The sequence below is a fragment of the Paenibacillus baekrokdamisoli genome (genome assembly GCF_003945345.1).
Lineage (GTDB): Bacteria > Bacillota > Bacilli > Paenibacillales > Paenibacillaceae > Paenibacillus_Z > Paenibacillus_Z baekrokdamisoli.
Map to the genome: position 1 here is coordinate 6,778,747 of NZ_AP019308.1, position 24,727 is coordinate 6,803,473.

Annotated in this window: 29 protein-coding genes and 1 other annotated feature; of the genes, 26 read left to right on the top strand and 3 right to left on the bottom strand. The window is 45.4% G+C overall.

From position 1 onward, the window contains the following. Positions 1-927 carry an AraC family transcriptional regulator gene (locus tag EKN16_RS29835; RefSeq protein ID WP_232016086.1) on the top strand — a complete coding sequence of 309 codons (927 nt, stop codon included), beginning with the start codon at positions 1-3 and terminating at the stop codon, positions 925-927. A gap of 26 nt (positions 928-953) precedes the next feature. Continuing rightward, complete coding sequence (locus tag EKN16_RS29840; protein ID WP_125665016.1) at positions 954-1,724, top strand: SDR family oxidoreductase; 771 nt, start codon at positions 954-956, stop codon at positions 1,722-1,724. 9 nt (positions 1,725-1,733) lie between these two features. Here EKN16_RS29840 and cysK read toward each other — a convergent pair whose 3' ends face one another. Beyond that, the gene (gene cysK, locus EKN16_RS29845) at positions 1,734-2,669 is read right to left on the bottom strand and encodes a cysteine synthase A (protein ID WP_125665018.1); all 936 of its coding nucleotides are present in this window, start codon (positions 2,667-2,669) and stop codon (positions 1,734-1,736) included. Between the two features lie 224 nt (positions 2,670-2,893). Here cysK and EKN16_RS29850 point away from each other — a divergent pair, with 224 nt between their 5' ends. The 5 genes from EKN16_RS29850 (at position 2,894) to cyoD (ending at position 7,486) form a co-directional block, all read left to right on the top strand. Then, complete coding sequence (locus EKN16_RS29850) at positions 2,894-3,199, top strand: hypothetical protein (RefSeq protein WP_125665020.1); 306 nt, start codon at positions 2,894-2,896, stop codon at positions 3,197-3,199. A gap of 296 nt (positions 3,200-3,495) precedes the next feature. Next, a complete protein-coding gene (locus EKN16_RS29855) occupies positions 3,496-4,530 on the top strand; it encodes a ubiquinol oxidase subunit II (RefSeq protein ID WP_125665022.1) in 1,035 nt (344 codons plus the stop codon). A 16-nt stretch (positions 4,531-4,546) separates the two neighbouring features. Beyond that, the gene (locus EKN16_RS29860; protein ID WP_125665024.1) at positions 4,547-6,520 is read left to right on the top strand and encodes a cbb3-type cytochrome c oxidase subunit I; all 1,974 of its coding nucleotides are present in this window, start codon (positions 4,547-4,549) and stop codon (positions 6,518-6,520) included. Continuing rightward, positions 6,520-7,140, top strand: coding sequence for a cytochrome o ubiquinol oxidase subunit III (gene cyoC, locus EKN16_RS29865; RefSeq protein ID WP_125665026.1), 621 nt, complete (start codon positions 6,520-6,522; stop codon positions 7,138-7,140). Before EKN16_RS29860 ends, cyoC begins: the two co-directional genes overlap by 1 nt. 1 nt (position 7,141) lies before the next feature. After that, positions 7,142-7,486 (top strand): cytochrome o ubiquinol oxidase subunit IV, encoded by a 345-nt coding sequence (gene cyoD / locus EKN16_RS29870; RefSeq protein WP_125665028.1) that lies wholly within the window; start codon positions 7,142-7,144, stop codon positions 7,484-7,486. Between the two features lie 128 nt (positions 7,487-7,614). On the opposite strand, the gene EKN16_RS29875 is transcribed toward cyoD, so the two are convergent. Continuing rightward, a complete protein-coding gene (locus EKN16_RS29875) occupies positions 7,615-8,295 on the bottom strand; it encodes an AlkZ-related protein (protein WP_125665030.1) in 681 nt (226 codons plus the stop codon). Between the two features lie 479 nt (positions 8,296-8,774). Here EKN16_RS29875 and EKN16_RS32690 point away from each other — a divergent pair, with 479 nt between their 5' ends. The 14 genes from EKN16_RS32690 (at position 8,775) to EKN16_RS29945 (ending at position 18,673) form a co-directional block, all read left to right on the top strand. Further along, on the top strand, positions 8,775-8,960 hold the full coding sequence (locus tag EKN16_RS32690) for a hypothetical protein (RefSeq protein WP_179955573.1): 186 nt from the start codon (positions 8,775-8,777) through the stop codon (positions 8,958-8,960). Between the two features lie 125 nt (positions 8,961-9,085). Continuing rightward, positions 9,086-9,925, top strand: a complete 840-nt coding sequence (locus tag EKN16_RS29885) for a GNAT family N-acetyltransferase (RefSeq protein WP_125665032.1) — start codon at positions 9,086-9,088, stop codon at positions 9,923-9,925. A gap of 149 nt (positions 9,926-10,074) precedes the next feature. Beyond that, positions 10,075-10,327: a binding site (T-box leader), on the top strand. A 45-nt stretch (positions 10,328-10,372) separates the two neighbouring features. After that, positions 10,373-11,356 (top strand): tryptophan--tRNA ligase, encoded by a 984-nt coding sequence (gene trpS, locus EKN16_RS29890; protein ID WP_125665034.1) that lies wholly within the window; start codon positions 10,373-10,375, stop codon positions 11,354-11,356. Positions 11,357-11,553: 197 nt separating this feature from the next. After that, positions 11,554-12,102 carry an RNA polymerase sigma factor SigY gene (gene sigY, locus EKN16_RS29895; RefSeq protein ID WP_232016088.1) on the top strand — a complete coding sequence of 183 codons (549 nt, stop codon included), beginning with the start codon at positions 11,554-11,556 and terminating at the stop codon, positions 12,100-12,102. After that, positions 12,089-12,523, top strand: coding sequence for a YxlC family protein (locus EKN16_RS29900; RefSeq protein ID WP_125665036.1), 435 nt, complete (start codon positions 12,089-12,091; stop codon positions 12,521-12,523). Before sigY ends, EKN16_RS29900 begins: the two co-directional genes overlap by 14 nt. Then, positions 12,511-12,720 carry a hypothetical protein gene (locus EKN16_RS29905; protein ID WP_125665038.1) on the top strand — a complete coding sequence of 70 codons (210 nt, stop codon included), beginning with the start codon at positions 12,511-12,513 and terminating at the stop codon, positions 12,718-12,720. The genes EKN16_RS29900 and EKN16_RS29905 overlap by 13 nt, the downstream gene beginning before the upstream one ends. 21 nt (positions 12,721-12,741) lie before the next feature. Further along, a complete protein-coding gene (locus EKN16_RS29910; RefSeq protein ID WP_125665040.1) occupies positions 12,742-12,945 on the top strand; it encodes a PLD nuclease N-terminal domain-containing protein in 204 nt (67 codons plus the stop codon). 3 nt (positions 12,946-12,948) lie between these two features. Further along, on the top strand, positions 12,949-13,944 hold the full coding sequence (locus EKN16_RS29915) for an ABC transporter ATP-binding protein (RefSeq protein ID WP_125665042.1): 996 nt from the start codon (positions 12,949-12,951) through the stop codon (positions 13,942-13,944). Continuing rightward, positions 13,941-14,723 (top strand): ABC transporter permease, encoded by a 783-nt coding sequence (locus EKN16_RS29920; protein WP_125665044.1) that lies wholly within the window; start codon positions 13,941-13,943, stop codon positions 14,721-14,723. The genes EKN16_RS29915 and EKN16_RS29920 overlap by 4 nt, the downstream gene beginning before the upstream one ends. A gap of 95 nt (positions 14,724-14,818) precedes the next feature. Next, positions 14,819-15,199: an ATPase gene (locus tag EKN16_RS29925; protein WP_125665046.1), complete on the top strand. Its 381-nt coding sequence runs from the start codon at positions 14,819-14,821 to the stop codon at positions 15,197-15,199. Between the two features lie 62 nt (positions 15,200-15,261). Further along, positions 15,262-15,963, top strand: a complete 702-nt coding sequence (locus EKN16_RS29930; RefSeq protein WP_125666809.1) for a response regulator transcription factor — start codon at positions 15,262-15,264, stop codon at positions 15,961-15,963. Positions 15,964-16,045: 82 nt separating this feature from the next. Further along, on the top strand, positions 16,046-16,969 hold the full coding sequence (locus tag EKN16_RS29935) for an ATP-binding cassette domain-containing protein (protein WP_125665048.1): 924 nt from the start codon (positions 16,046-16,048) through the stop codon (positions 16,967-16,969). After that, positions 16,962-17,723 (top strand): DUF2705 family protein, encoded by a 762-nt coding sequence (locus EKN16_RS29940; protein WP_125665050.1) that lies wholly within the window; start codon positions 16,962-16,964, stop codon positions 17,721-17,723. Before EKN16_RS29935 ends, EKN16_RS29940 begins: the two co-directional genes overlap by 8 nt. Positions 17,724-17,749: 26 nt before the next feature. Next, complete coding sequence (locus EKN16_RS29945; protein ID WP_125665052.1) at positions 17,750-18,673, top strand: sensor histidine kinase; 924 nt, start codon at positions 17,750-17,752, stop codon at positions 18,671-18,673. 139 nt (positions 18,674-18,812) lie between these two features. Here the strand turns inward: EKN16_RS29945 and EKN16_RS29950 are convergent, their stop codons facing one another. Next, positions 18,813-19,604, bottom strand: coding sequence for a LysM peptidoglycan-binding domain-containing protein (locus EKN16_RS29950; protein WP_125665054.1), 792 nt, complete (start codon positions 19,602-19,604; stop codon positions 18,813-18,815). Positions 19,605-19,905: 301 nt separating this feature from the next. Between EKN16_RS29950 and EKN16_RS29955 the strand changes: the two genes are divergently transcribed. The 5 genes from EKN16_RS29955 to gatA all read left to right on the top strand — a co-directional run bounded on the left by EKN16_RS29955 (position 19,906) and on the right by gatA (position 24,724). Beyond that, positions 19,906-20,670 (top strand): ABC transporter permease, encoded by a 765-nt coding sequence (locus EKN16_RS29955; protein WP_125665056.1) that lies wholly within the window; start codon positions 19,906-19,908, stop codon positions 20,668-20,670. 6 nt (positions 20,671-20,676) lie between these two features. Next, positions 20,677-21,492 (top strand): ABC transporter permease, encoded by an 816-nt coding sequence (locus tag EKN16_RS29960; RefSeq protein WP_125665058.1) that lies wholly within the window; start codon positions 20,677-20,679, stop codon positions 21,490-21,492. A 34-nt stretch (positions 21,493-21,526) separates the two neighbouring features. Next, on the top strand, positions 21,527-22,513 hold the full coding sequence (locus EKN16_RS29965; RefSeq protein WP_125665060.1) for an ABC transporter ATP-binding protein: 987 nt from the start codon (positions 21,527-21,529) through the stop codon (positions 22,511-22,513). A gap of 107 nt (positions 22,514-22,620) precedes the next feature. Then, positions 22,621-22,908 carry an Asp-tRNA(Asn)/Glu-tRNA(Gln) amidotransferase subunit GatC gene (gene gatC, locus EKN16_RS29970; RefSeq protein WP_125665062.1) on the top strand — a complete coding sequence of 96 codons (288 nt, stop codon included), beginning with the start codon at positions 22,621-22,623 and terminating at the stop codon, positions 22,906-22,908. A 358-nt stretch (positions 22,909-23,266) separates the two neighbouring features. Next, positions 23,267-24,724: an Asp-tRNA(Asn)/Glu-tRNA(Gln) amidotransferase subunit GatA gene (gene gatA, locus EKN16_RS29975; protein ID WP_125665064.1), complete on the top strand. Its 1,458-nt coding sequence runs from the start codon at positions 23,267-23,269 to the stop codon at positions 24,722-24,724. Positions 24,725-24,727 lie beyond the last annotated feature (3 nt).

A 24,727-nucleotide genomic window follows, 5' to 3' on the forward strand; every position in this document is an offset into this window, starting at 1 on the left:
ATGGTACAATCTTCATATGAACTAGCGCCGGAGACGGCGACCGGGTTGGAGGGAAGGTCCATGCCGCTCACGATGCAATGGCAGCAGCCGATTGAGTTATCTTATAAGGATAGAAGGCCTATGGCTGGGGCTCAATTTCACTCCCATGCCTTTTACGAAATCTATTATTTTCAAGAGGGCGAATGCAACTATTTGATTGGCGACAAGCTGATGATCCTGCATCCAGGAGATCTGATTCTCATGCATGGCATGACACTGCATTGTCCTAATCCTTCTCCCAATCTACCCTATGTGCGCTCTATCATTCATTTTGATCCGGCTTATGTGCATCGCATTCTTCAGCTAGAATCGGCTTCCGTCCTGCTTAGACCCTTCGAAGAGCTTCGTAACATTCGGATTTCCTTGAACGAGCAAGACCAGGCGGAGATGGAGAAGCTCTTGAGTGAGATGAGTCGTCTTCATGAGCAAAAAATCGATACTCATAAGGCTGCGGCGATAACGGCCTATGACCGTTTTACACTGCGTTTTTTTGAACTGCTTCATCTAATACGCGGTTGGTGTACAGAGCCCATTCGTGATCGTGAGCACCGCTCTCATAAGGAGCAGCACGTTCAGAATGTGATTACCTACTTAGAGGATCATTATATCGAGGATGTAACTTTGGAGCATATTGCGAGTGCGCTTCATCTGACTAAGCCTTATTTATCCAACCTATTTAAAGAAGTAACCGGAACAACGGTTTTCAAATATTTGTACAACAGACGTATTAATCAAGCCAAAATGCTGTTCCGGTTAGAGCCGGAGCGGATGGTATCGGATGTCTGCCAAGCCGTCGGCTTTCAACATCTAGCGCATTTCAGCCGTTTGTTTAAAGCAACCGTTGGAAGCAGTCCCGAGACCTATAGGAAGAAAATGAAAGAGCAATAAAGGAACGATAAAGGAGGCAGCTCGCGATGATGACCCCGCTTTTTGATCTAACTGGCCGCACCGTGGTTGTGATTGGCGCAGGCAGCACACTCGGCAGCGTCATGGCTGATGCCCTTCACGCACATGGTGCTCAAGTTGCGCTTGTTGCTCGGAATATAGAGAAAGCGGAGCCTCTTGTGAAGCATCTGTTAATGGAGGAGCGTGTGAAGCTGTTTCAAGCCGATACCACGGTAAAAGCAGACCTCGAGCAGGTGCTGGAAGAGATTCTGGCTTGGTCGGGACGAGCTGATATCATGCTTCATGCCGCTGGCACGAATAGCGCGACGCCTTTCTTTGATATTACCGAAGAAGAATGGGACTACATTATGGATGTCAATGCGAAGAGTGTCATGCTTGCCTGTCAAGTATTCGGGCGCTCTATGATCGATGCTGGTAATGGCGGCAGTATCATTACGATCAGTTCCGTTTCCTCAGGGCCTCCGCTTTCTCGTGTATTCACCTATTCCGCTTCCAAGCATGCAGTCAACAGCATGACGCAGTTTCTTGCACGTGAATTTGCTCCGCACGGGGTCAGAGTGAATGCGATTATCCCTGGATTTTTCCCGGCAGAGCAGAACAAGGCTATTCTCTCGCAGGAGCGGGTAACGAGTATTATGAGCCATACGCCGATGAGCCGCTTCGGCAATCCGAAGGAGCTGCAGGGTGCGGTCGTATGGCTGGCTTCAGAGGCGGCTTCGAGCTTCGTAACCGGCTCACTTATTCGTGTGGATGGCGGTTTCGGGGCGATGTCGATTTAATAATGCTGCTTACTTATCCTCGAAGAGTGAAGTCGATAAATATCGCTCACCCGTATCAGGCAATAAGACGACGATATTTTTGTTTTTGTTTTCAGGGCGTTTCGCAATTTGAGTTGCTGCGAAGACCGCAGCGCCCGAAGAGATTCCAACTAGTAACCCTTCACTCCGAGCCAAGGCTCGTGCCGTTTCGATGGCTTCTTCATTCTTAACCGTGAAGATTTCATCGACGACGGAGGGGTGATAATTGTCGGGTACGAACCCAGCGCCGATCCCCTGAATCTTATGAATACCTCGTTTTCCTCCAGATAGGACAGGAGAATCATAGGGTTCAACGGCAACTATTCGAACAGATGGCTTTTTCTCTTTTAATGCTGAGCCTACTCCAGAGATGGTTCCTCCTGATCCAACGCCTCCAACGAAGATATCGACGCCTCCGTCTGTGTCCCGCCATATTTCTTCAGCCGTAGTTCTGCGATGAACGATCGGATTCGCAGGGTTTGTGAATTGCTGCGGCATATAAGCGTTTGGGGTACTGGCAGTCAGTTCCTCTGCTTTCTTAATGGCGCCATTCATTCCTTCCGCAGCAGGCGTAAGAATAAGCTCCGCCCCGTATGCGGTTAGAAGCTGTCTACGCTCCAAACTAAAGCTCTCCGGTAGGGTAATGATTAGCTTATACCCAAGGGCTGCAGCAGCAAAAGCAAGTCCAACCCCCGTGTTGCCGCTAGTGGGCTCTATAATAATGGAATCCTTGTGGAGGAGACCCTGCTCTTCCGCGGCCCTGATCATTGCAAACCCAATTCGATCCTTCACACTTCCAGCCGGATTAAAGGATTCCAGCTTAGCAATTAAGGGAGCCTCCAAACCATGGTTTCGATTATAATTCGTAAGTTCAAGCAAAGGGGTATTCCCGATTAATTCTGTTAGATTCTTAGCAATCTTCGACATCTAATGTTCTCTCCTTATTCACTTAGTTTTCCAATAAGATAAATCGGTAAATAAATGTTATCATAGTTGGCCTCTGAATGTACAGATTTAGACAAGATGGTATTAACAGATTTCCTGTAAAAAAGGGCGAATAAAAGTGTTCATTTTGTGAGCGAATATTGAATACTTCGTGTCTAAAATGTGATATAATAGTGACAATAATATTGTCACGGGAGTGTTGAGGCATGAAAGAGAACCATGAAGCCAGCTTAAATGGAAAGCGTATTCAAACAGCAGTTGATGAAGTGCGATGGACATCGATTTTACAGAAAATCGGTTGTGTCTTGGCTGTCATTGGAATGGTTATTACCTTATATTTTTGCAGAGAGTTTAAGGATACGAACCTTGGATTAATGATTGGCATTGGCTTTATCATTGGCGGTAGTCAGGTTGCCGTTACTGGAACGCTTGTCCGCGTCCTTCAATCATGTTCTTTTGCTAAGCCTTCGCAAGCGGCCATTGCCGTACCTGCGGATCTAGAACTCATTTAACTTTGAGGGGCTGGACATCCCAGCTTGGCTGTCAATAAACTTTCCTACTAACAGCGTTCCACCAGCTTATGCGAATGATGCATAGCGCGGAGGACGCTGTTTTTTATTTCCGCTTTTTCCATATAACTGAGGCCTGAATATCCATTCGTGAACAGTCGTTGAACGAAAAGTGTCTGAAAAGAAACAGAACAATGACGGTTCTGTTAACGAGCGATCCAATCTGTATATCTTCTGCTATGCTAACGAAAAGAGCGTAAAGCTGCTTACGAGAGGCACGCAAGGAGATGAGAATCAACATGAAGAAATCCACCAAACTCCGCGGCTTGATGCTGCTGATCACTGGACTGTGTACGATGGTGCTGCTAGCGGGATGCGACAGTAAGTACGTCGTGTTCGATCCGCAGGGACCTGTCGCGCAGACGCAGTACCGACTTATTATTCTGTCTGTTATTCTATGTGCCATCGTCGTTATTCCGGTGCTGGGCATTACTGCCTTTATTATATGGCGTTACCGGGATACGCCTGACAATAAGGCACCTTACAAACCACATTGGGATGACAGCAAGGTGCTGGAGATTCTCTGGTGGGGGATACCGATTGTCATTATCGGCATTCTAGGTTACTTTACGGCACGTGATACTTATGCACTGGCGAGGCCGCCGGTGACGGATAGCAAACCGATTGAGATTCAAGTCACTTCATTAGATTGGAAGTGGTTATTTCAATATCCGGATCAGAATATCGCTACCGTGAACTATGTCCACATTCCGGCTGGCGTTCAAGTGCATTTCGAGCTTACAAGTGATGCGCCGATGAACTCATTCTGGGTTCCGCAGCTTGGCGGTCAAGAATACACGATGCCTGGCATGGCCATGTCTCTTTGGCTGCAGGCAGATAAGCCAGGCAAATATTACGGAACTGGCGCCAACTTTTCAGGGAAAGAATTCGCACATATGCGCTTTAATGTCATCTCCGAGCCGCAGGCGGATTTCAACAAGTGGGTGGATACAGTGAAGAAGTCCGCTAATCAACTGACGGAAGCTGGATATAAGAAATTAGCACTGCCTTCCAAATCTGAAGAGCAAACCTTCTCTTCCTACCCAGCTGGCTTGTTTGACTCCGTGGTGAACAAGAATGGAGGCGGACATCACATGCAGATGGACGACAACAAGCAGGATTCTAAGGATCAAAAGCCAGTGGACAATTCAGGCACCACGAACAAGGACAGCAATTCTCACAACATGAACAATATGAATATGAACATGAACGACATGTCCCATGATATGTCTAATATGGAACCTGATCAAACCACTACTAACCAGAAGCAATAAGGGAGGGCAATAGACCATGCTAGAACGTATTAAAGATTTTGCCTCCCATTTCTTTGTGACCGGCGATCCGCTCATATATGGAGCGGACGTCTCTATTGGCCTAACCACGCTGGCCATTTTGTTCGTCCTTTTCTACTTTAAGAAGTGGGGCTGGCTCTGGCGTGAATGGCTGACAACCGTCGACCACAAAAAAATCGGGATGATGTACCTGATCGCTTCCCTGCTGATGCTCTTCCGGGGCGGCGTCGATGCGCTTCTTATGCGTACGCAGCTAGCACTGCCGAATATGAAGTTACTGGAAGCAGACCATTATAATGCGATATTCACCACACACGGTACGATCATGATTCTATTCATGGCGATGCCGATGATGTTCGGATTGTTTAATATGGTTGTACCGCTCCAGATCGGAGCGCGTGATGTCGCATATCCGTATTTGAACGCAGTCAGCTTCTGGATGTTCCTGTTCGGGGCGATGTTGTTCAACCTATCATTCGTCATCGGCGGCTCGCCGGATGCAGGCTGGCTGAGCTATCCGCCGCTGTCGGAGATGTCTCATAGTCCGGGCGTCGGGGAGAATTTCTATTTATGGGGTATTCAGATCTCAGGAATAGGTTCCTTGGCAACGGGGATTAACTTTATCGTAACGATTCTGAAGATGCGCGCACCAGGCATGAAAATGATGAAGCTGCCTTTATTCACCTGGTCTGTCTTCTCAAGCAGCGTCATTATTATATTCGCATTCCCTATTCTTACGGTAACACTAGCTCTGCTGTTTATCGATCGGTTCATGGGTGCCCATTTCTTCACGATGGATGGCGGGGGTAACCCGATGATGTACGTCAATCTCATCTGGATGTGGGGTCATCCTGAGGTCTATATTGTAGTTCTCCCGGCATTCGGAATATTCTCGGAGATTGTTAGTACCTTCTCTCGTAAAAGGATTTTTGGCTACAAATCGATGGTATTCTCCTTAATGAGCATCAGTGTACTCTCATTCTTCACCTGGGTTCATCACTTCTTCACGATGGGCTCAGGAGCGGATGTCAACGTCGCCTTCGCGATAGCGACAATGGCCATCGGAATACCAACAGGAGCCAAAATCTTTAACTGGCTCTTCACGATGTTCCGGGGCCGAATACGGATGGAACAACCTATGATGTGGACGCTCGCCTTTATACCCTGCTTCGTCGTTGGTGGAGCAACGGGTGTCATGCTCGCAGTCGCACCAGCGGATTACCAATATCATAATAGCTACTTCCTGATTGCTCATTTCCACCAAGTGTTGATCGGCGGCGTGGTGTTCGGTTACTTAGCGGGTATTTATTATTGGTGGCCGAAGCTGTTCGGCTTCAAATTGAATGATCGACTAGGCAAATATGCATTCTGGCTTTGGAATATCGGTTTCTATGTCTGCTTTATGCCGCAGTATGCGCTTGGCTTCATGGGTATGACTCGCCGCGTGTATACGTACGGCTGGGATATGGGCTGGGGCCCGCTTAATCTAGTTTCGACAATCGGTGCTTTCTTAATGGGGATTGGGTTCGTCTTCCAAGTTTGGCAAATTGCTTACAGTGCCAAATATGGCGAGCGTGATACGACAGGGGATCCGTGGAATGGTCGTACGCTGGAATGGTCAATCCCATCACCGCCACCTGTCTACAACTTCGCAGTAGTACCAGAAGTGGATGAGAGAGATCCGTTCTGGGAAGATAAGGAACGGCGTGATTTTGCACCGGCTCCATTAGTCCAGGCTTCTAAGCTTGAAGCTATTCATATGCCTCGTAATTCAGGGGTACCGTTCATTTTCTCCGCGTTCTGGTTTGTTGCCGGATTCGGATTTGTATTCGACTGGGTTTGGATGGCTTTCGCTGGCCTTGCTGGGGTTGCTGTCACCCTGTTCGTACGTTCCTTCCAATACGATGTGGACTATTACATTCCTGCCGATGAAGTTCGGCAGATTGAAACGGCTTCGGGGAGGGCGGTATAATGCAGCACGCTGTAAATACGACTAAGCAGGATCACAATGACGCACATGGTCATGATCATCATGACCAAGAGTCGATGAAAATATTAGGCTTCTGGATTTTTCTTGTAACGGACTGTTTGCTGTTCGGCACGCTATTCGCTACCTATGTCGTCTTGCGATACCATACCGATGGCGGTCCAACGGCCAAAGAACTCTTTGAAATGCCGGGAGTCATTGCCGAGACTTTCATCCTGTTAACGAGCAGTTTTACAAGTGGTCTAGCGGTATTGGCTATGAACAAAGGCAAGGTGAAGCAGCTTATTGGCTGGCTCATCGTGACTGCCTTGCTCGGCGCATCCTTCGTTGGTCTTGAGATCAATGAGTTCGTTAAAATGGTTCACGAAGGTGCTACGATATCTCGAAGTGCTTTTCTATCGGGATTCTTCACACTTGTGGGTACGCATGGCTTGCACGTTTCCATAGGTCTCTTCTGGATGATTGGGTTAATGGTGCAGCTATCCAAACACGGCATTACCTCTGTGACTCGTCGCAAAATAACGGTTATCAGCTTGTATTGGCATTTTCTCGACGTCGTGTGGATCTTCCTCTTCACCGTCGTCTACTTGATGGGGGTGATGTAGCGTGAGTACACCGACACAGACACATCACGACCATGGGCATGATGCTTCTCATGAGGAGCATGGATCACTCAAGTCCTATATCATTGGATTTATTTTATCCATTGTCCTTACTATCATTCCGCTCCTCATCGTCTTTAAGGCAAATATGGGGAAGACAGCCACAATCATTACGATTATGCTGGCTGCGGTTGTGCAGCTGCTCGTTCAGTTGTTCTTCTTCATGCATATCCGTGAGGGCGAGAAGCCGCGTTACAATGTGATGACACTTATACTTGGGCTCTTCATCGTCGTTGTCATCGTTGGCGGTTCGATGTGGATTATGTCCTTTAACTCGATGGTTCAGTAAAATAAATGCGTTCTTGGCATTCCTCGATTTTATGAGGGATGCCTTTTTTGCATTTTCACTTTGTTTTGTGTGGAAATCCTTTTATTGAAGCTTCTACTTTTAAAAAAACAGAAAGATCAAACCCTTGGTTAATCGAACTGAAACAGTTTAGTGAAAAATTTCATCGCATCAGGACTACAACTGCTTTTTAATCGAGAGTGTAATTCTTTTTTGGCAATCTTCAAGTCAATGTTGATTTCGTGCAATCCAACGCTCTCCATCCAATGATCCGCTGTCTGGAATGAAGTACTTTGCCATGCGCTTTTCTCATCTACCAAAACTCTGTTTTCTTTGACACCGGAAATGACGATATCCAGCATGCATTGTAATTCCAATAAGCCTTGTCCAAAGGTTTTTTTCATTTCTTTGGCATTCATGCCCGTTTTCAATCTTAACGACCTAGTTTCAATCCCTTCTTCTTCTCTGATTTGCTGGAAAAGCTCTAGAGAAGCTTTTGAAACAAGCCCGTGCTTATAACGATCTTCAACGGGTTGTGGGTTTCCTAAAATGGCTTTGACCCATGGAAACAGTTCACGTGAAATGAGAACCGATTTTTTTTTTAGGAATTTGCCATAGGCAGCCGTGCCGTCGCTCGGAAACCGTGCCCGCCACAGCCAAGGATCTAAATCAGTGCCAGTTAACCACGACTCACCGTGAGTGATTTGATAGAGTGACGGGTGATCTGGGATTAAGGGGGCTAAAGGTAGAATACCGACTTCATGAATAAGTCGCACGGCCTCTTCATACGTATGTACTTTTAGTTCTTTCATAACAGTTCACCTCGATCAGTCGAATTAATATTGGAATTACTATGCAATTAAGAGTGCGGAATTTCCTGATTTTATCATACCACATCGATTTCTTTTTTTTTCCTAAGTCCATAGAAATATGCAGCAGCAGTAAAATAGAGGATTTTTTCCCGGTGGGGGGAATATTCCAATGATGTGGCTAAGATCATAGCATAGAGGACGCAGAGCAAATTCTTAATGTTATTCGGCTTGATAAGAAGGGGTTTGCAAGTAAACGGTCTATTGATTATCTTGAAATAAGGCGTAGTCTCGAAATAAAGGCAAGAGAATTATTTATACGGAAGAGCGGTAAACCTATTAGAAGCTATCCCCATTATATGACTGTTGGAGAGTGTCCATGGCTTTTGGGTTGGTATCCAAATGGCAGGGAGTTAAAAATATCAATACATGAATTCGAACCGTGCACCATTAGCTTTACTTATGGAGATTTATTTCCAACGATGAGGTACCAAGATGGAAAGCCGTATCGAAATCAGGTCTACACGATAGATGAGATCTACAATGTAATTAACGAATTCGGATTACCACAAGATTGGAATCCTGAAGGACAAAACGGCCCAGAACGATATATAGAAGTGCAAATTTGGGATGACGAACCCTTAAGGAAATGGACGATGCCGATTTAGTTAATTAACAGACCGGCATTCATTTTTCACTTTCAGGAGGAATATAGTGGATATATTATTAATTTTCTCGAATTGAATGTTATTGAACTATGGAGCAACAAATCTAAAGGAATGGAGAATAGAAAATGATCGCAGAACAACAAAAGCAATCCATTCTCTCGTTGATAGCTCGTCTTTCTCCTAACACAGAAGTGTTTGTTAGAGCTGCAATGGAGAAGTCAGGTATAACGATCTTTCTTCACGACGAGAACCCAATAACTAGTGGTGTTTTCTGCCTTGTTCGCTGGGAAGGGACTAACTATGCCTACGCGTCTTTTATGCAAGATATGGTGGATGATCAAGTGATTCGACTGATAGAGTCGACCATACGTCCATACATAGAGGATAATGATCCTTTATGTTTTAACGTTTATGGTGGCAACAAAAGTATCATCGAGTTGGTCAAGAAGTTAGGTTTCACTCCAGATATGGAAGGATATGAATTCGTTTATCAGGGCCAAGTCCCGCTTGAATTCGTACCTACAAAATTAACGATAAAAGCATTTGAACAGTCCGCATTAGAGGATTTCGTTACTTTGTTTGAACAGAGCTATTACCAGTTGAACAAGGATAACGGCTGGTCAGTGGATTGGTATGCAAACAATAAAGGAATTTTCTCTGAAAGGTTGGCGCTCAAATCGCAAACGGATGAATTGGTTTCGTTCTGGTCCGGCGACCGACTAGTCGGTACTTACATTATAAGCGGTAAATACATACAAGATTTGGTTGTTCATCCCGAGTATCAAGGATTAGGTTACGGCAAGACATTGCTCTTACATGCTCTAAACTTGTTGATAGAACAAAAAGGCCATCAATCGGTCTACCTGCGTGTAGCTAAATCTAATGCAGCTGCAATCCGTTTCTACCTTAGGAATCATTTTGTTGAGATTGCTTCCTTTGCTGAACACACCTTTCACAAAAATTAAAGCATTTTATAGAGAAACATCTCTCGTACATTTGTGAATCATTTTAGAAGGATACTCGAATGCTGGAAAAACGTCCATTTTAAAAGCGCTGAAGCTCATGATTGACTTGAAGACTTAGATTATTGTAGTGTTAATATTATCCATTCATACAAACGGCCATGAAGGGAATTAGTAGCTTGCTTCAATTGTCAAAGCGAGTCGGCGACTGGTGAGAGGTCCGGCACAATTGTTCAGGTGAATGGCTCTCTTCGCTTCAATCCGAACGTTGGTTATGCAACTAGTAGGCGTTGACGGTGTGTCCCTCCGTTATCTAGGGGAATCAGGTTAGATGTTTTGACTTGAAAGAGTGCGGCCTGTGGCCGAATTCGGGTGGTATCGCGGAGTAAACACTTCGTCCCTTTAGGGGACAAGTGTTTTTTTGTTGTCCAAAAACAAGGAGGCTTTTATATGAAAAGAGTACTTTCCGGAATTAAGCCAAGTGGTGAGTTGAATATTGGAGGCTATGGTGGTGCGCTGCATCAATTTATAACGATTCAACATGACTTTGAATGTTTCTTCTTCGTGCCGGATCTTCACGCGGTAACCGTCCCCCAGGACCCCAAAGAATTATTCCAACGTTCAAAGGAAATAGCTGCATTTTACATTGCTGCTGGGGTTGATCCTAACAAAGCGACGATTTTTATTCAATCTCATGTACCGGCTCATGTTGAACTCGGATGGATCATGGAAACCCAAACCCATTTTGGCGAACTGAGCAGAATGACGCAGTTCAAAGAAAAGTCAGAAGGAAAAGACTCGGTTAGTTCAGCCCTATTTACTTATCCTGCCTTAATGGCAGCCGATATACTCCTTTACCAAGCAACGCATGTGCCTGTAGGGGAAGACCAAAAACAGCATCTTGAGATGACCAGAGATTTAGCCATGCGTTTCAATAGTCGATTCGAACCTACATTTACAGTTCCTGAGCCCATCATTCAAAGTATTGGTTCACGTATTATGGGGTTGGATGACCCAACCAAGAAAATGAGCAAGAGTAACCCGAATCGGAACAGTTATGTACTGCTGCTGGATTCGCCGGATGACATCCGCAAAAAGCTATCTAAAGCTGTGACCGATTCGGATATGAATGTTCGCTATGATTGGGATAATAAGCCCGCTGTCAGTAATTTAATTGAGATATACGCGGTGTTCTCTGGAGACTCGATTGCAACTATTGGAAGGCGCTACGAAGGTCAAGGCTATGGAACTTTTAAGAAAGACTTGGCTGAAGTTGTCGTTAACAAGCTGGTGCCCATACAGGAGAGGTACAGAGAGATCATCGATTCTGATGAGCTTATTCGTATCCTTAAGGAGGGAGCTGTAAAAGCGGCAGAAGCAGCTCACTCAACACTTCTTCGTGCAAAAATGGCTATGGGTTTCGTTACATTTTAATAGACCTAAGGTGGGTTATCCAAGCTCGCCTCACTAAAAATAAATTAAACCGCCATTGTCATGGGGCGGTTTTTTCTTTTGGCCGAAAAAAGATTTAAGGTATGATGAACAAAATGGCATAGCTAAGCGTCATATTGGCGATTAAGGACAATAGAGAAAATAAACAAGTCATCAACATGCGGGAAAGGGGCTGCTGCATGAGTACAATCGTGCCACAACTGGATGATCCATACATGATGAAGCTTGCAATACGTGGTGATAACCATGCCTTAGCCACGCTGCTTCGCGATAATTATGCCGTCCTCTATCGCTACCTGCTCAAGGTTACTATGAATAAAGGAATGGCGGAGGATCTTGCTCAAGACACGATGCTGCGAGCGATGGAGAGAATTAAGACCTTTGGGCAAAAGTCGAAGTTCTCCACGTGGCTGATTTCCATTGCAACGAGGCTGTATATGGATGAAATGCGCAAGGTTCAGCGTGAGAAGAAGTGGCAGGCACAAGAGCAGGCTATGCATGCGATCCGGTTCGATGCTGCAATGCGACAAGAGGAGTGGCCCGATGCGCTGGATGCACTCGAAGCATTGCCTTACGGAGTTCGGGTTCCGATTCTACTTAAGCATTATTATGGATTTGAATACGAGGAAATCGCAAAGTGGCTGGATATCCCGATTGGTACCGTGAAATCCCGACTCCACAATGGTCTGAAACAGTTGAGAAAGGAGCTGAGTGATGATGAGCAGTAGAAAGAAGCAGCGCAGTAGGAAGGAAACACTGGATAAGATAAGCGAATCAACGATTTTCGATAAATTTGATTCTTCTGATGACAGCTTCGAGGAGTCGAGAGATGAGTTGGATTTTCAACAGCTGTTAGGTAGCCATCTGTCTCATTGGGATGCTTCCATTAGTCCGGATGTACCTTCTGTGGACAGCTTGGAGCAGCTGATTGGTGAACACAAGCAGGTCATCACTCGTCACCTATGGCGTGATTTATTGCTGTTATGGGTGATTGGAGGTTTTATGGTTAGTGGACTTCTGCTGCTGCTGCAAAGCAATATCATTCTCTTTGCGATCATTCAAGCGACTGCTTTAATGGCAGCGGCTATCTTTTTGGGCGTTACCTTAAGACCAAGAAAACAGGAGGGACGGCGCAAATGGACCCATTGAAATTAATGATTTGTATTTTGGTTGGGATCATTCTCATGTGTCAGTCCTCCTGGCTGTTTCTGAATGCCTCACAATATAGTCCGCGTTATCGATGGTTTTGGGCGATTTGGGGCATGATTCAGTTTCCACTGCCCCTTTTATTTTACTGGCTGTTTGTCCGAAAAGATGGGTTAAAGCGCCCAAAAAATAAATCTTAGTTTATGGAGGGATAAAGAGAGATGAGTGATTTAAGCACAACACAGCTGATGACGATCGTAGGACCCATCGTAGTGATCCAACTCATACTTATGCTAACTGCTCTTGTGGTATGTATCCGTACGGAAGAGACACGGGGCCCCAAATGGATATGGGTGTTAGCTATTATATTGGGCAGCTTGATAGGACCAATCTTGTTCTTTGTCATGGGAAGGAGGAGCACCTAACTGATGCCTATTCTAACCTCGAACATTTCTAAACCAGTCACCGATGAGGGGACAGTACATGGCAGCGTTCCTTCCCTTCTTGCCGTCGAAGGATTGAGCAAATCCTTTGGAGCTAAAAAGGCTGTAGATCATATTAGCTTTACCATTGGGGAAGGTCGGTGTGTAGCGCTTCTTGGCCCCAATGGAGCGGGTAAAACGACTACGATTCGTATGTTGACTGGACTCTTGGCACCTACAACGGGCACGATTTCCTTCCCTGGCCTTGCAGATGGAATCGATCGGCGTCAAATTATTGGATATTTACCGCAGGTTCCTGCTTTTTATGGTTGGATGACAGGAAGAGAATTCTTACTCTATTCTGCTAAATTATGTGGGTTGAGCGGCAAGGAAGCTGATCTCCTGTGTGATTCCATGCTCCAGCGCGTTGGTATTGCAGATGCTGCCAAACGCCGCATTGGCGGATATTCCGGTGGGATGAAGCAGCGGCTTGGTCTGGCTCAGGCGCTCATTCATCGGCCGAAGCTGCTTATTCTCGATGAACCGGTTTCCGCTCTTGATCCGATAGGCAGGCGTGAAGTGATGGAGCTGCTGAGCGAGCTTAAACAAGAGACTACAGTACTGTTCTCCACACATGTGCTTCACGATGCGGAAGAGCTCTGTGATGATGTCCTTATCATGCGATCGGGTCATATCGCGATTAGCGGTTCTATGAATAGTCTTCGTAATCAGCATCGTCAGTCTGTACTATTTATTGAAACGGAAGGCGATCCGAAGTCTAAGGAATGGTTAGCCAGATGGCTGAAGCAGCCTCCCAAGTTCATACAATCTTCCGTGTTGTTAATGAATGGTAATGGAGCTAAGCTTCTCGTTAATGATATAGACTCAGCAAGGCGAGATATACTTGCACAGGTTCTAAGTGCCGAAGTGCAAGTCACAAGGCTGGAATTTGGATACAGCACACTAGAGGATTTGTTCATGAGGGTGGTGAGTGAATCATGAGTAAATGGATCGTACTGTATAAGAAAGAGTGGATGGAACTGGCCCGAAGCTATAAGTTGATTTGGGTTCCTCTCGTTTTTATTCTTTTAGGCGCGATGCAGCCTGTTACTACTTATTTTTTACCGGACATTCTTGCAAATGCAGGTAACTTGCCCAAAGGTGCCGTTATTGAAATCCCCACGCCTCATCCAGAGGAAGTGCTGGCGCAGACGATACAGCAATTCGGTACTTTGGGATTGCTAGTCCTTGCCCTCTCGTTCATGGGAGCCTTGTCAGGCGAGAGGATGAGTGGAACAGCATCAATGATATTGATGAAGCCAGTGTCCTATTTATCCTTCGTGACCTCTAAGTGGGCTGCGATGCTGACATTATCGACCCTATCCTTTGCGGCTGGCTTTGGAGCGGCATGGTACTATACGAGTACCTTATTTGATGCCTTAGCCTGGCGGTCTGTCATTCATAGTTTTATGTTCTTTGGGCTATGGCTTGTCTTCGTCGGTACGTTGACTCTCTTATTCAGTTCCCTGTATCGCAGTGCCGCGGGGGCTGCCTTCAGCGCTCTAGCCACTGCCGCTTTACTTACAATTACAGCATCCTTGTTTCCTCATTTGCTGGCGTGGAACCCAGGCAAGTTATCCCAGTTCGCCTCGGAGCAGCTTATTGATCATATAGCGGTTCGAACTTGGCCAGTGATAGTTATGACTGTGATCCTCATTACTGTTCTCTTGATGTGTACAGCTTGGAGTCTTCGTAAAAGACCCTCCTTAGATAGCATGTAGCTTATTTGATGTGTTACTCTATTGGACTTCCCTACTTTTTTTTAGTAGGATAGAGGAATAGAAGCATCGTTTAATAGGTGACAGGGGTTGAGTGCATGCATAAGCTGGGGCAAAAAATCGTTATCGTTTCAGATTTGTTCGAACAAAGTCTTCCCGTTGGGGAATATGGCTATATAATTGCGTATGATCGTAATGCCGATAATGCATTTGATTACGTAATCCGCGTACCGAAGGCAAATCGCAACTTCTACGTTCCATCTGCTGACATCGAGCTTGAAGAGGTGTTGATCCAGATCGAGGCTGAACGTGTGGAACGTGAAGCTCTCATTGACTTTGCTTTGGCTACTCATAATGAGGAGCTGTTTCTCCGCATTATGAATGGTGATGAAGAGGAGATTGTCGAAGAAGACAACGGCATTGAAGGGCAGACGCAAGAGGATTTTATTCGACAGGTACATCTTAAAGCTTGGATCTAAGGCAGGACGGCGAATGATCGCCGTTCTTTTTTTAATCTTTGGCGATGACTGGGAGTGTTAATATGGATAAGCCGGTCCACATTTTAGTGGTTGAAGATGATAACGATCTTAATCATCTGTTATGCAGTATTTTAAGAAAAAGCGGTTATGTACCACAGTCTGCCTATTCTGGAACGGAAGCGCTGCTCTATCTGGAGAAGCAGGAATGGAATATGGTACTCCTTGATTTAATGCTTCCTGGGAAGACTGGTGAAGAGCTTCTTCATATCCTAAGTCAGCGAAAAGAATCTATCCAAATGCCCGTCATCATAATCTCGGCCAAAGGGGAGCAGCAGACCAAAATAGCAGCCCTTCGTGGGGGTGCGGATGACTTTATTACGAAGCCTTTCGACATCGAGGAAGTATCGGCTCGCATTGATTCTCATTTGCGCAGGTATAAACGAATACCAGCCGAAGCTCGTTCTAATAAACTTCAGCACAAAACGATAACACTCGATCAAGATGCTCAGACTGTTCATATTCAGGGTATAGAAGTAACCTTTACCTCTCGAGAGTTTGATATTCTCGCGTTACTTTTATCGTCACCCAAGAAGATTTTTACCAAGGCTAACGTCTATGAAAGCGTATGGGGTGAGCCTTATTTTGGGGATGATAATACGATTAATGTCCACGTTAGCAACCTCAGGAGCAAACTAGCCAAAGCGAGTCCAAATGAAGAATTCATCGAAACCGTTTGGGGGATGGGCTACCGTCTTAAGGCTTAAGGGTTTCTTAAGAATTGTCTTTAGCTTCTCTTATGGTTTCATTTCTATACTGAAGCTATCACATAAGGGAGGCACGAATTAAATGAATGAATATGTTCTTCGAACCAACCAACTAACTAAGAAATTCAAGCATAGCTACGCTTTGGACAAAGTCGATCTCTCCATTAAAAAGGGCTCCATTTATGGCTTTATCGGGCAGAATGGGGCAGGGAAATCCACCTTAATTCGCATTGCGGCGGGTCTTGCATTCCCCACGACCGGATCTATCGAACTATTTGGTAAAAGCCAGGAGCGAGAGATTATTGCTGCCCGCAAGCGGATCGGCTCAATCATTGAAAGTCCGGCCATTTTTCCCAATATGACGGCTTATGAGAATTTAGAGACCTATCGTCTTCAAAGAGGCATTCCCGGTCAGGATAGCATTATGAAGACACTGGCACTTGTTGGACTGCAGGAGACAGATAAGAAGAAGGCCAAAAACTTCTCACTCGGTATGAAGCAGCGTCTTGGCCTAGGAATCGCCATGCTGGGTGATCCGGAATTTCTGATCCTTGATGAGCCTACCAACGGGCTAGATCCCATGGGCGTTGTGGAGATGCGGGAATTGTTGAAGAAACTCAATCGGGAGATGGGAATTACAATCTTGATCTCCAGTCATATCTTGAGTGAGCTTCACTTATTAGCCAGCGATTATGGCATCATTCATCATGGGAAGCTTCTGGAGCAGCTGACGACGAAGGAGCTGAATGATAAGTGCCAGCAGTATCTGCATATTAAAGTTGATGATCCGTCCAAAGCAGCTGTGGTCATTGAAAATCAATTAGAGGCTACTGAATTCGAGGTTATGCCAGATGGGATCATTAAGCTCTTCAAGTATCTGGATAATCCTGGGAAGGTTTCGACCGCATTGTTCGAGGGTGGATTAATCATTGAACAGTTTATACCGATGGGTGAAGACCTAGAGAGCTTCTTCACAAAACGAATCGGGGGTGTAAACCATGGTTAATCTGATCCGTTCGGAACTTTTCAAGCTGCGCAAGGAACGATCTTTCTGGACGCTGGTTATTATCATTGCATTAGCTGCTATCGCGTTTCCTGTCGCTTTATATATCAGTTCGCTATCTCAAGGTAAACCTGGAGGTTCGGGAGTAGATTTTTTCGTGAATGCAATGATGGGTAACTCTTTCATTACTAGTATTTCAATTTGTATTTTTGCCGGATTTTTTATTGCTAGTGAGTATTCAACAGGCGTTATGAAGACGATTGCCTCATCAGGAAACAGCAGAGCTAAGATTTTAGGCTCTAAGCTGGTAGCATTGATGATAGCGGGAAGCATATTGGGGCTGTTGTTCCCTATTATTACGAGTACAGTTGCATCTCTGCTTTCTGGAGTCGGCCATTTAACTGATGTTGCTACGGGTACATTTATCCTTCGATCGATCGGCTTGACCATTCTATATTCCATTTCAGTTTCTTCTATTATGGCCTTGTTTGCGACGGTTTTTAATGAAAGTGGCAAAGCGATTGCCTTCTCCATAACATTCTTTATTTTGATTAATACGGTGTTAGCCATAATGGGGAGTGTCTTTCCGTTTATCGAGATCATCTACAACAATTCGGTATTTAAGTTATTTGACGGGTTAAGCAAATTCAAGATGGAGGAAGGGGAATGGCTTCGTATCCTACTTGTTCCGATCATCACTTGTATCGTCTTTTCACTGCTAAGTATATGGGTTTATAGAAAAAAAGAAATCAAATAAATATTTTAGGAAGCGGGTGAGGTAGTATGCTCTATATCATGATCCTCTTGATCATTCTCTTAATGCTGCTCCTCATCCGATCTCTAATGGTCAAGCGAGAATTGAAGAGCATGACGAAGCAGCTGATGACCTATAATAATCGTGACACGGGTAAGAAATTGGATGTCGCTCTGTTCGATATTCATATAGAGGGGCTGGCTGCACAGATTAATCGCCAGTCCGATTTACTCCTTGCAGCGAAGGCAGAGCAGCTAAGAACGGAAAAGGAATTGAAGCAAATGGTAGCTAATATCTCCCATGATATTCGAACACCGCTGACTTCTATTTTCGGATATATTCAGCTCTTAGAGGCCGATGATCTAACAGCTGAGGAGAAGCAGGAATATGTAGCCATAATCAAGAATCGAACCAAAAGGCTGCAAGCGCTGTTAAATGATTTTTTTGAACTATCTGTTATAGAATCCATTGATTACGCTCTACAGCTTGGGCACTTGAAAATGAACAATCTGCTGCCAGAGATCATACTCGGTCTATACGATCAATTCAATGAACGACTTCTTGTTCCTGATATTCATATTCCGCAGGATGAGATTATCGTCATTGCCGATGAATCGGCTGTTAGGAGAGTCATCGAGAATCTGCTCCTCAATACGATTAAGCATGCAACTGGCAAAGTGAGCATAACTTTCTTGAAGCAGCAATCAACTGCTGTTTTAATGATTACGAATAAAGCTAACCCTTTGCCTGATAACGATCCTAGCGTATTGTTCAATCGCTTCTTTACAGTGGATCAGACAAGATCAGGAACAGGAGCAGGAGCAGGTACGGGGCTTGGGCTATCCATTGCGAAGGGCTTGATGGGCAAGATGGAGGGGAAGCTAACGGCCGAGATGACAGGTGATCATTTAACGATGAGATGTGAGTGGATGCTGTCGCCGCGTAAATCTTGAATTTTTCGCGGCAATTGGGAAGTGAACGTAGTGAATCATATTGTAAAAGTAAGGAGCCTACACAGCCGCCTCATAGGGGTTGTGTAGGCTCCTTATTTCCATGTGAACTAAATTGTACGCATTTTCTGTGCGATTACGACTATTCTGCAGCCTTACCTTCATCGGCCATGCTGTGATAGCCGCGACTACTATGGAATCGGTTGCCGAAATTCCCATTAACGATGTTTTCGGCGAACTGATCGGTGTGAGCAATTTGTTTGTCTGCCTGTGCTTGTGTCAGCCTTCCATCCTTAACTGCCTGATTAATTCGATCCACTATGATTTGCTTCTGGACTTTAATCAGCTTTTGAACATTGACACCCTTTTCCTTGGCCAACTCAGCAAGTGTCTTGCCGGAAGCCATAGCTTGGTGCAGCGCCTCGGTGCTGATACCGAGCTGTTTAGCTAATGCAGATAGGTCATTGCCCCTGCCGATAATGTAGCCACTGGCAGGCCCTTTTCCTTGCCATTTGCCAGGTTGGAATTTCCCGTCCACAATAAGATCGAGGTTCTTCTGGAAATGCTGCTTCATCTCATCTTGTCTTTTTGAAAAAGCATTCGTCAGTGCCTTCTTCAAATCCTCGCGAGAAACACCCTGCGATTGAGCAATCTGAGCAAGCGTTTGTCCTGCTTTTAATTTATCGCGAAGTGTGTTCCGATCCAGCTTCAGCAGGTCGAGGACCTCCTGACTCATTATTCCACCGGACCCTCCATGCCTATGATGATGATCGAAGCTTTTGCCAGCCTCAGCCGATTGAGTTCCACTTTCAGCTGCAGACACTTGCAATTGGGTCGTGGAGTTCGTGCCGTTTGTCGCCGCAAAGGCGCTTATAGGAATCATCAAAGTGAATACCGCTGTGATTCCCAATGTTTTCATGTAATTCTTTCTCATTTTCCAATCCTCCTAAGTCTTGTAGTGGTTGAAGCATTACGCAGTATGTACATCTTTCCTTAAAAGGGAATGAAAAGAACATAAAAACAGCCTTAGCCCAAAATGATTTTTTTATGCATGATGATTGCTTTGCGTGGCCATGGGACACGCAGCATTCATCAAATGATTGCTTTGCGTGGCCACTAATTCCATAATTTTGTATTGCCCAAATCTTCCAATGGAGGTATTCTAATGAAAAGTTTTGACGAGTTCATAGAGATTGGGGGAAAGCGGCTTGTCTGCCTATTACTATTTTTTCAAAATGAGAATTTTAACGACGATTGCTTATCGCTTTGAGGTCTTCACAGCAGTCGCCTCCAATGCGGTTATGCTCCTAGCAACTGTGTTTCTGTGGGAAGCCGCTTATCGAGGTAAGGGTGTGGTCGCCGGTGTTTCTGAGCACCAGATGGTTATTTATTCCATTCTTTCCGTTGTTCTTGGAGCGATGCTTTCGGTTAATGTACAGAATGATATCTATAACCGAGTTCGCGAAGGACAGATTGCAACCGATTTTATTAAGCCGATTACACTGCTAGGGATGTTTCTGGCGGAGGATCTAGGTACAACAGTAAGCTCTCTTGTGAATCGAGCACTGCCTCTCGTTATATTGGCCTCCTTTTTATTTACCCCTCCGCTTCCATCAAGTTGGATCGCTTTCCTGCTCTTCCTGCCTAGCGTTATGCTGAGTTTCGTCCTGCTTTGGCTGCTGGGTGCAATCGTAGGCATGACTTCCTTTTGGGTGATGGAATTAGGTAATCTGGGTATGGTCAAGGATGCACTCGTCCGTATTTTATCAGGAAGTCTAATCCCCATATGGTATTTTCCAGATTGGATGCAGACGGCTTCACGCTGGCTGCCTTTTCAATACATGTACCAAATGCCGCTCTCGATCTACATTGGAAAAATCAGTTATGCGGAGGCAGGCACTGCATTTGTTATACAGCTTTTGTGGATTATTGTGCTGACCGGTATTGTTTATGCGGTCTGGAACCGAGCGAAGCGAGTCACGCTCATACAGGGAGGTTAAACGTCAATGACAGGTACAATTCGCTATCATATCTCGGTAGCCTATTGCTTTGCTCGATTAGCTATACAACGTCAGTTGGAATACCCGCTATTCCTTGTGAGCTGGTTTCTTATGATTCCGCTTCAATATTTAAGTGGAGTCTGGGTGCTTAAGCTGATGGTGGATCAGTTTCAACCGCTTGCAGGCTGGAGCTTCCCGCAGCTTGCTTTTCTATATGGGCTTGGCCTTCTCAGTCATGGCCTTTCTGTCATTTTCTTCATACAGACATGGCATATCGATAATATGGTTGTCAATGGTGGTTTCGATCGGATGCTGCTGCGCCCGATGAACGTATTTTTTCAATTTATCGCGAACTATATCAATTTTATCGGCTTTATCGATTTAATTCCGGGCACGCTCATTTTTCTATATGGCTGCGTACAGTCGGGTTTTGAGTGGAGCCTATGGAGCGCGATTCAAATTCTGATGGTTGTCATAGGTGGAATGTTCATTCGAGCATCGATCTGCACAATTATGGGGTCAGCTGCTTTTTGGACAAAGCGCAGTGGGTCGCTCATTAACCTCACCCTTGCAACAATGGAACGTACGACAATGTATCCTTTGACCATATACCCACGCCTTGTGCAGTGGCTGCTTACCTTTCTGCTGCCGATTGGATTTATTAGCTTTTATCCAGCGACCGAGCTGATCGGACAAGATGATGGATTCACCATACCGATCGGATTAGCCATTTGGACACCGATTATTGGGGTCCTCATGTTTGTCTTAGCACATCTTACATTTCTTTTTGGTTTGAAACGGTACGAAAGCGCAGGATCTTAATCCTATTCTTAGAACGATCTTAGGAGGACTCCCCATGATTGAATGTATAGATGTAGTGAAGGAATATACGATTATCAAAAAGAAGAGTGGACTGAGCGGGTCTATTCAAAGCTTATTCCGTCCGGAGAAAAAGCTTGTTAGGGGTGTAGATGGCATTAGCTTCCGCATTGAACCAGGCGAAATCGTTGGTTATCTGGGTCCCAATGGAGCAGGTAAGTCGACCACAATTAAAATGCTAACGGGTATTCTACATCCAACCTCTGGGACTGTAAAAGTAGCTGGCCATTCCCCTCAAGTCAATCGTAAGGCCGTCGTAAGGCAGCTTGGTGTCGTCTTTGGTCAGCGTACGCAGCTGTATTGGGATTTAAGGCTCGGCGAAACCTTTGAGTTGTTGAAGCGAATCTACCGGATTGATACGGATACCTTCGATACGAATATTAGGCTTATGAATGAAGTGCTTGGCATTGATCGAATCATTAATACTCCGGTACGTCAATTATCATTGGGCGAGCGCATGAGAGGTGACCTTGCGGCGGCGATGCTGCACTCGCCATCCATTCTGTTTCTTGATGAGCCGACAATCGGCCTAGATGTTGAAGCGAAGCAGAATATTAGAGATTTTATCCGGGAAATGAACCGTACACGCGGCACAACGATTATTTTGACAACGCATGATTTGGACGATGTTGAGCAGCTCTGCAATCGATTGATCGTGATCAATCATGGCAAAGTGGTAGAGGATGGTCCGCTTTCGGAGCTGATTCTGCGAATGGCTCCTTACCGATTACTAGTTCTTGAGCTGAGTCACATGCCTAATGAAGCTGCTTTGTATCATCCTGCAGCGGAACTTATCAAACGCGAGGGACATAAACTGACCTATCGCTTTCACAAAAGCAAGCTATCCGCATCGGAGTTAATTGGTGCTCTCTCCACGCAGCTTCCCGTTATTGATTTGAGTGTGAAAGAGCCGGATATCGAAGATATGATCAGGGAAATGTACCGTTCCTCGGTTCCGGTTTAAGTCCTGCGTGTAATCACAAGCATTCAATTCCATTGAGTTTGGATGGCAGGTTCGTTTATAATAGATAGAATGTGAGCAAAAGGATGGAAAGGGAGGGACACGCGCCCATGAGTATCACTATAAAAGATGTCGAGCATGTCGCCAATTTGGCGCGGCTGGAGCTTTCTGAGCAGGAAAAAGAACAATTTGCCGGTCAGCTGAGTGCGATCTTGAAATACGCCGAGAAGCTGGATGAGTTAAATACGGATGATGTCGAGCCGACAAGCCATGTGCTGCCGGTTACGAATGTTATGCGAGATGACGTTAACCGTGAATCGGTTACGGTCGAAGTCGCACTGAAGAATGCGCCGGATGCTGAAGACGGACAATTCAAAGTGCCAGCAGTACTTGAATAATAAAGTCTGAGGCAAAGCCACGCAAAAACTTAAGATTATGCTTTCGAAGTAGTTTTTGCTTGACCATGCCTCATTCTTCGGCATAGCTGGCAAAGCCACGCAAAAACTTAAGATTATGCTTTCGAAGTAGTTTTTGCTTGATGATGCCTCATTCTTCGGCATAACTGGCAAAGCCACGCAAAAACTTAGATTATGCTTTCGAAGTAGTTTTTGCTTGATCATGCCTCATTCTTCGGCATAACTGGCAAAGCCACGCAAAAACTTAAGATTATGCTTTCGAAGTAGTTTTTGCTTGATCATGCCTCATTCTTCGGCATAACTGGCAAAGCCACGCAAAAACTTTTAGGAGGGGAAACCGTTGGCACTTTTTGATTTGCGATTGCAGGATATACATAATCAACTAACGAGTAAAGAGCTATCCGTCAATGAGCTTGTTGACGAATCATACAAACGGATCGCCCAAACGGACGAATCGATAAAAGCATTCTTAACACTGAATGAGGACGGCGCTCGCGCTGCCGCTGCCGAGCTGGACAAGCTTCTGCAAGAAGACGGCGAGCGCGGTCTTTTGTTTGGTTTGCCCGCTGGTATTAAAGATAATATCGTGACAGAAGGACTACTCACGACTTGTGCAAGCCAGTTTCTGAGCAACTATGATCCCATCTATGATGCAGCAGTTGTGAAGAAGCTGAAAGCTGCGCAATCGATCACGATTGGTAAGCTCAATATGGATGAATTCGCGATGGGCGGTTCAAATGAGAACTCTAGCTTTTTCCCAACGCGCAATCCATGGAACACGGATTATGTTCCAGGCGGCTCAAGCGGTGGTTCCGCAGCTTCCGTAGCAGCGGGACAAGTTTACTTCTCCCTTGGCTCAGACACAGGTGGTTCGATCCGTCAGCCAGCGGCATACTGCGGTATCGTTGGTCTCAAACCGACGTACGGACTTGTATCGCGCTTCGGTCTTGTGGCTTTCGCCTCTTCGCTTGATCAGATCGGTCCACTCACGAAGAACGTTGAGGACTCGGCCTATGTACTTCAAGCAATTGCTGGCTATGATCCGATGGACTCTACGTCTGCCAATGTTGAAATCCCTGATTATCTCAGCTCCCTAACCGGTGATGTGAAGGGTCTGCGTATTGGTGTACCGAAGGAATACCTCGGACAAGGTATCGATCCGAAAGTAAAAGAATCGGTTCTTGCTGCGCTCAAACAATTTGAGAGCCTAGGCGCAACTTGGGAGGAAGTTTCTCTGCCGCATACCGAATATGCGGTAGCGACTTACTATTTGCTTGCCTCGTCCGAGGCATCTTCCAATCTGGCCCGTTTTGATGGTGTTCGTTATGGGGTTCGTACGGATAATCCGGACAACTTAATTGATCTGTACCGTAAGTCCCGCAGTCAAGGATTCGGCGATGAAGTGAAACGTCGCATCATGCTGGGAACGTATGCGCTTAGCTCAGGTTATTATGATGCTTATTATTTGAAGGCGCAGAAAGTTCGCACCCTCATTAAACAGGATTTTGATAACGTATTTGAGAACTACGACCTAATCATCGGGCCTACGGCTCCGACAACAGCTTTCCGTATTGGTGAGCAAGTCGGTGATCCGTTGACGATGTATTTGAATGATATTTGTACCATTCCAGTTAGCCTTGCAGGCGTTCCAGCTATTAGCGTGCCTTGTGGTTTTGCTGACGGTATGCCGGTTGGACTGCAAATTATCGGAAAAGCTTTTGACGAGCGTACCGTTCTACGTGCTGCGCATGCTTTTGAACAACATACTGATCATCACAAACAACGTCCGCAGCTGTAAGGG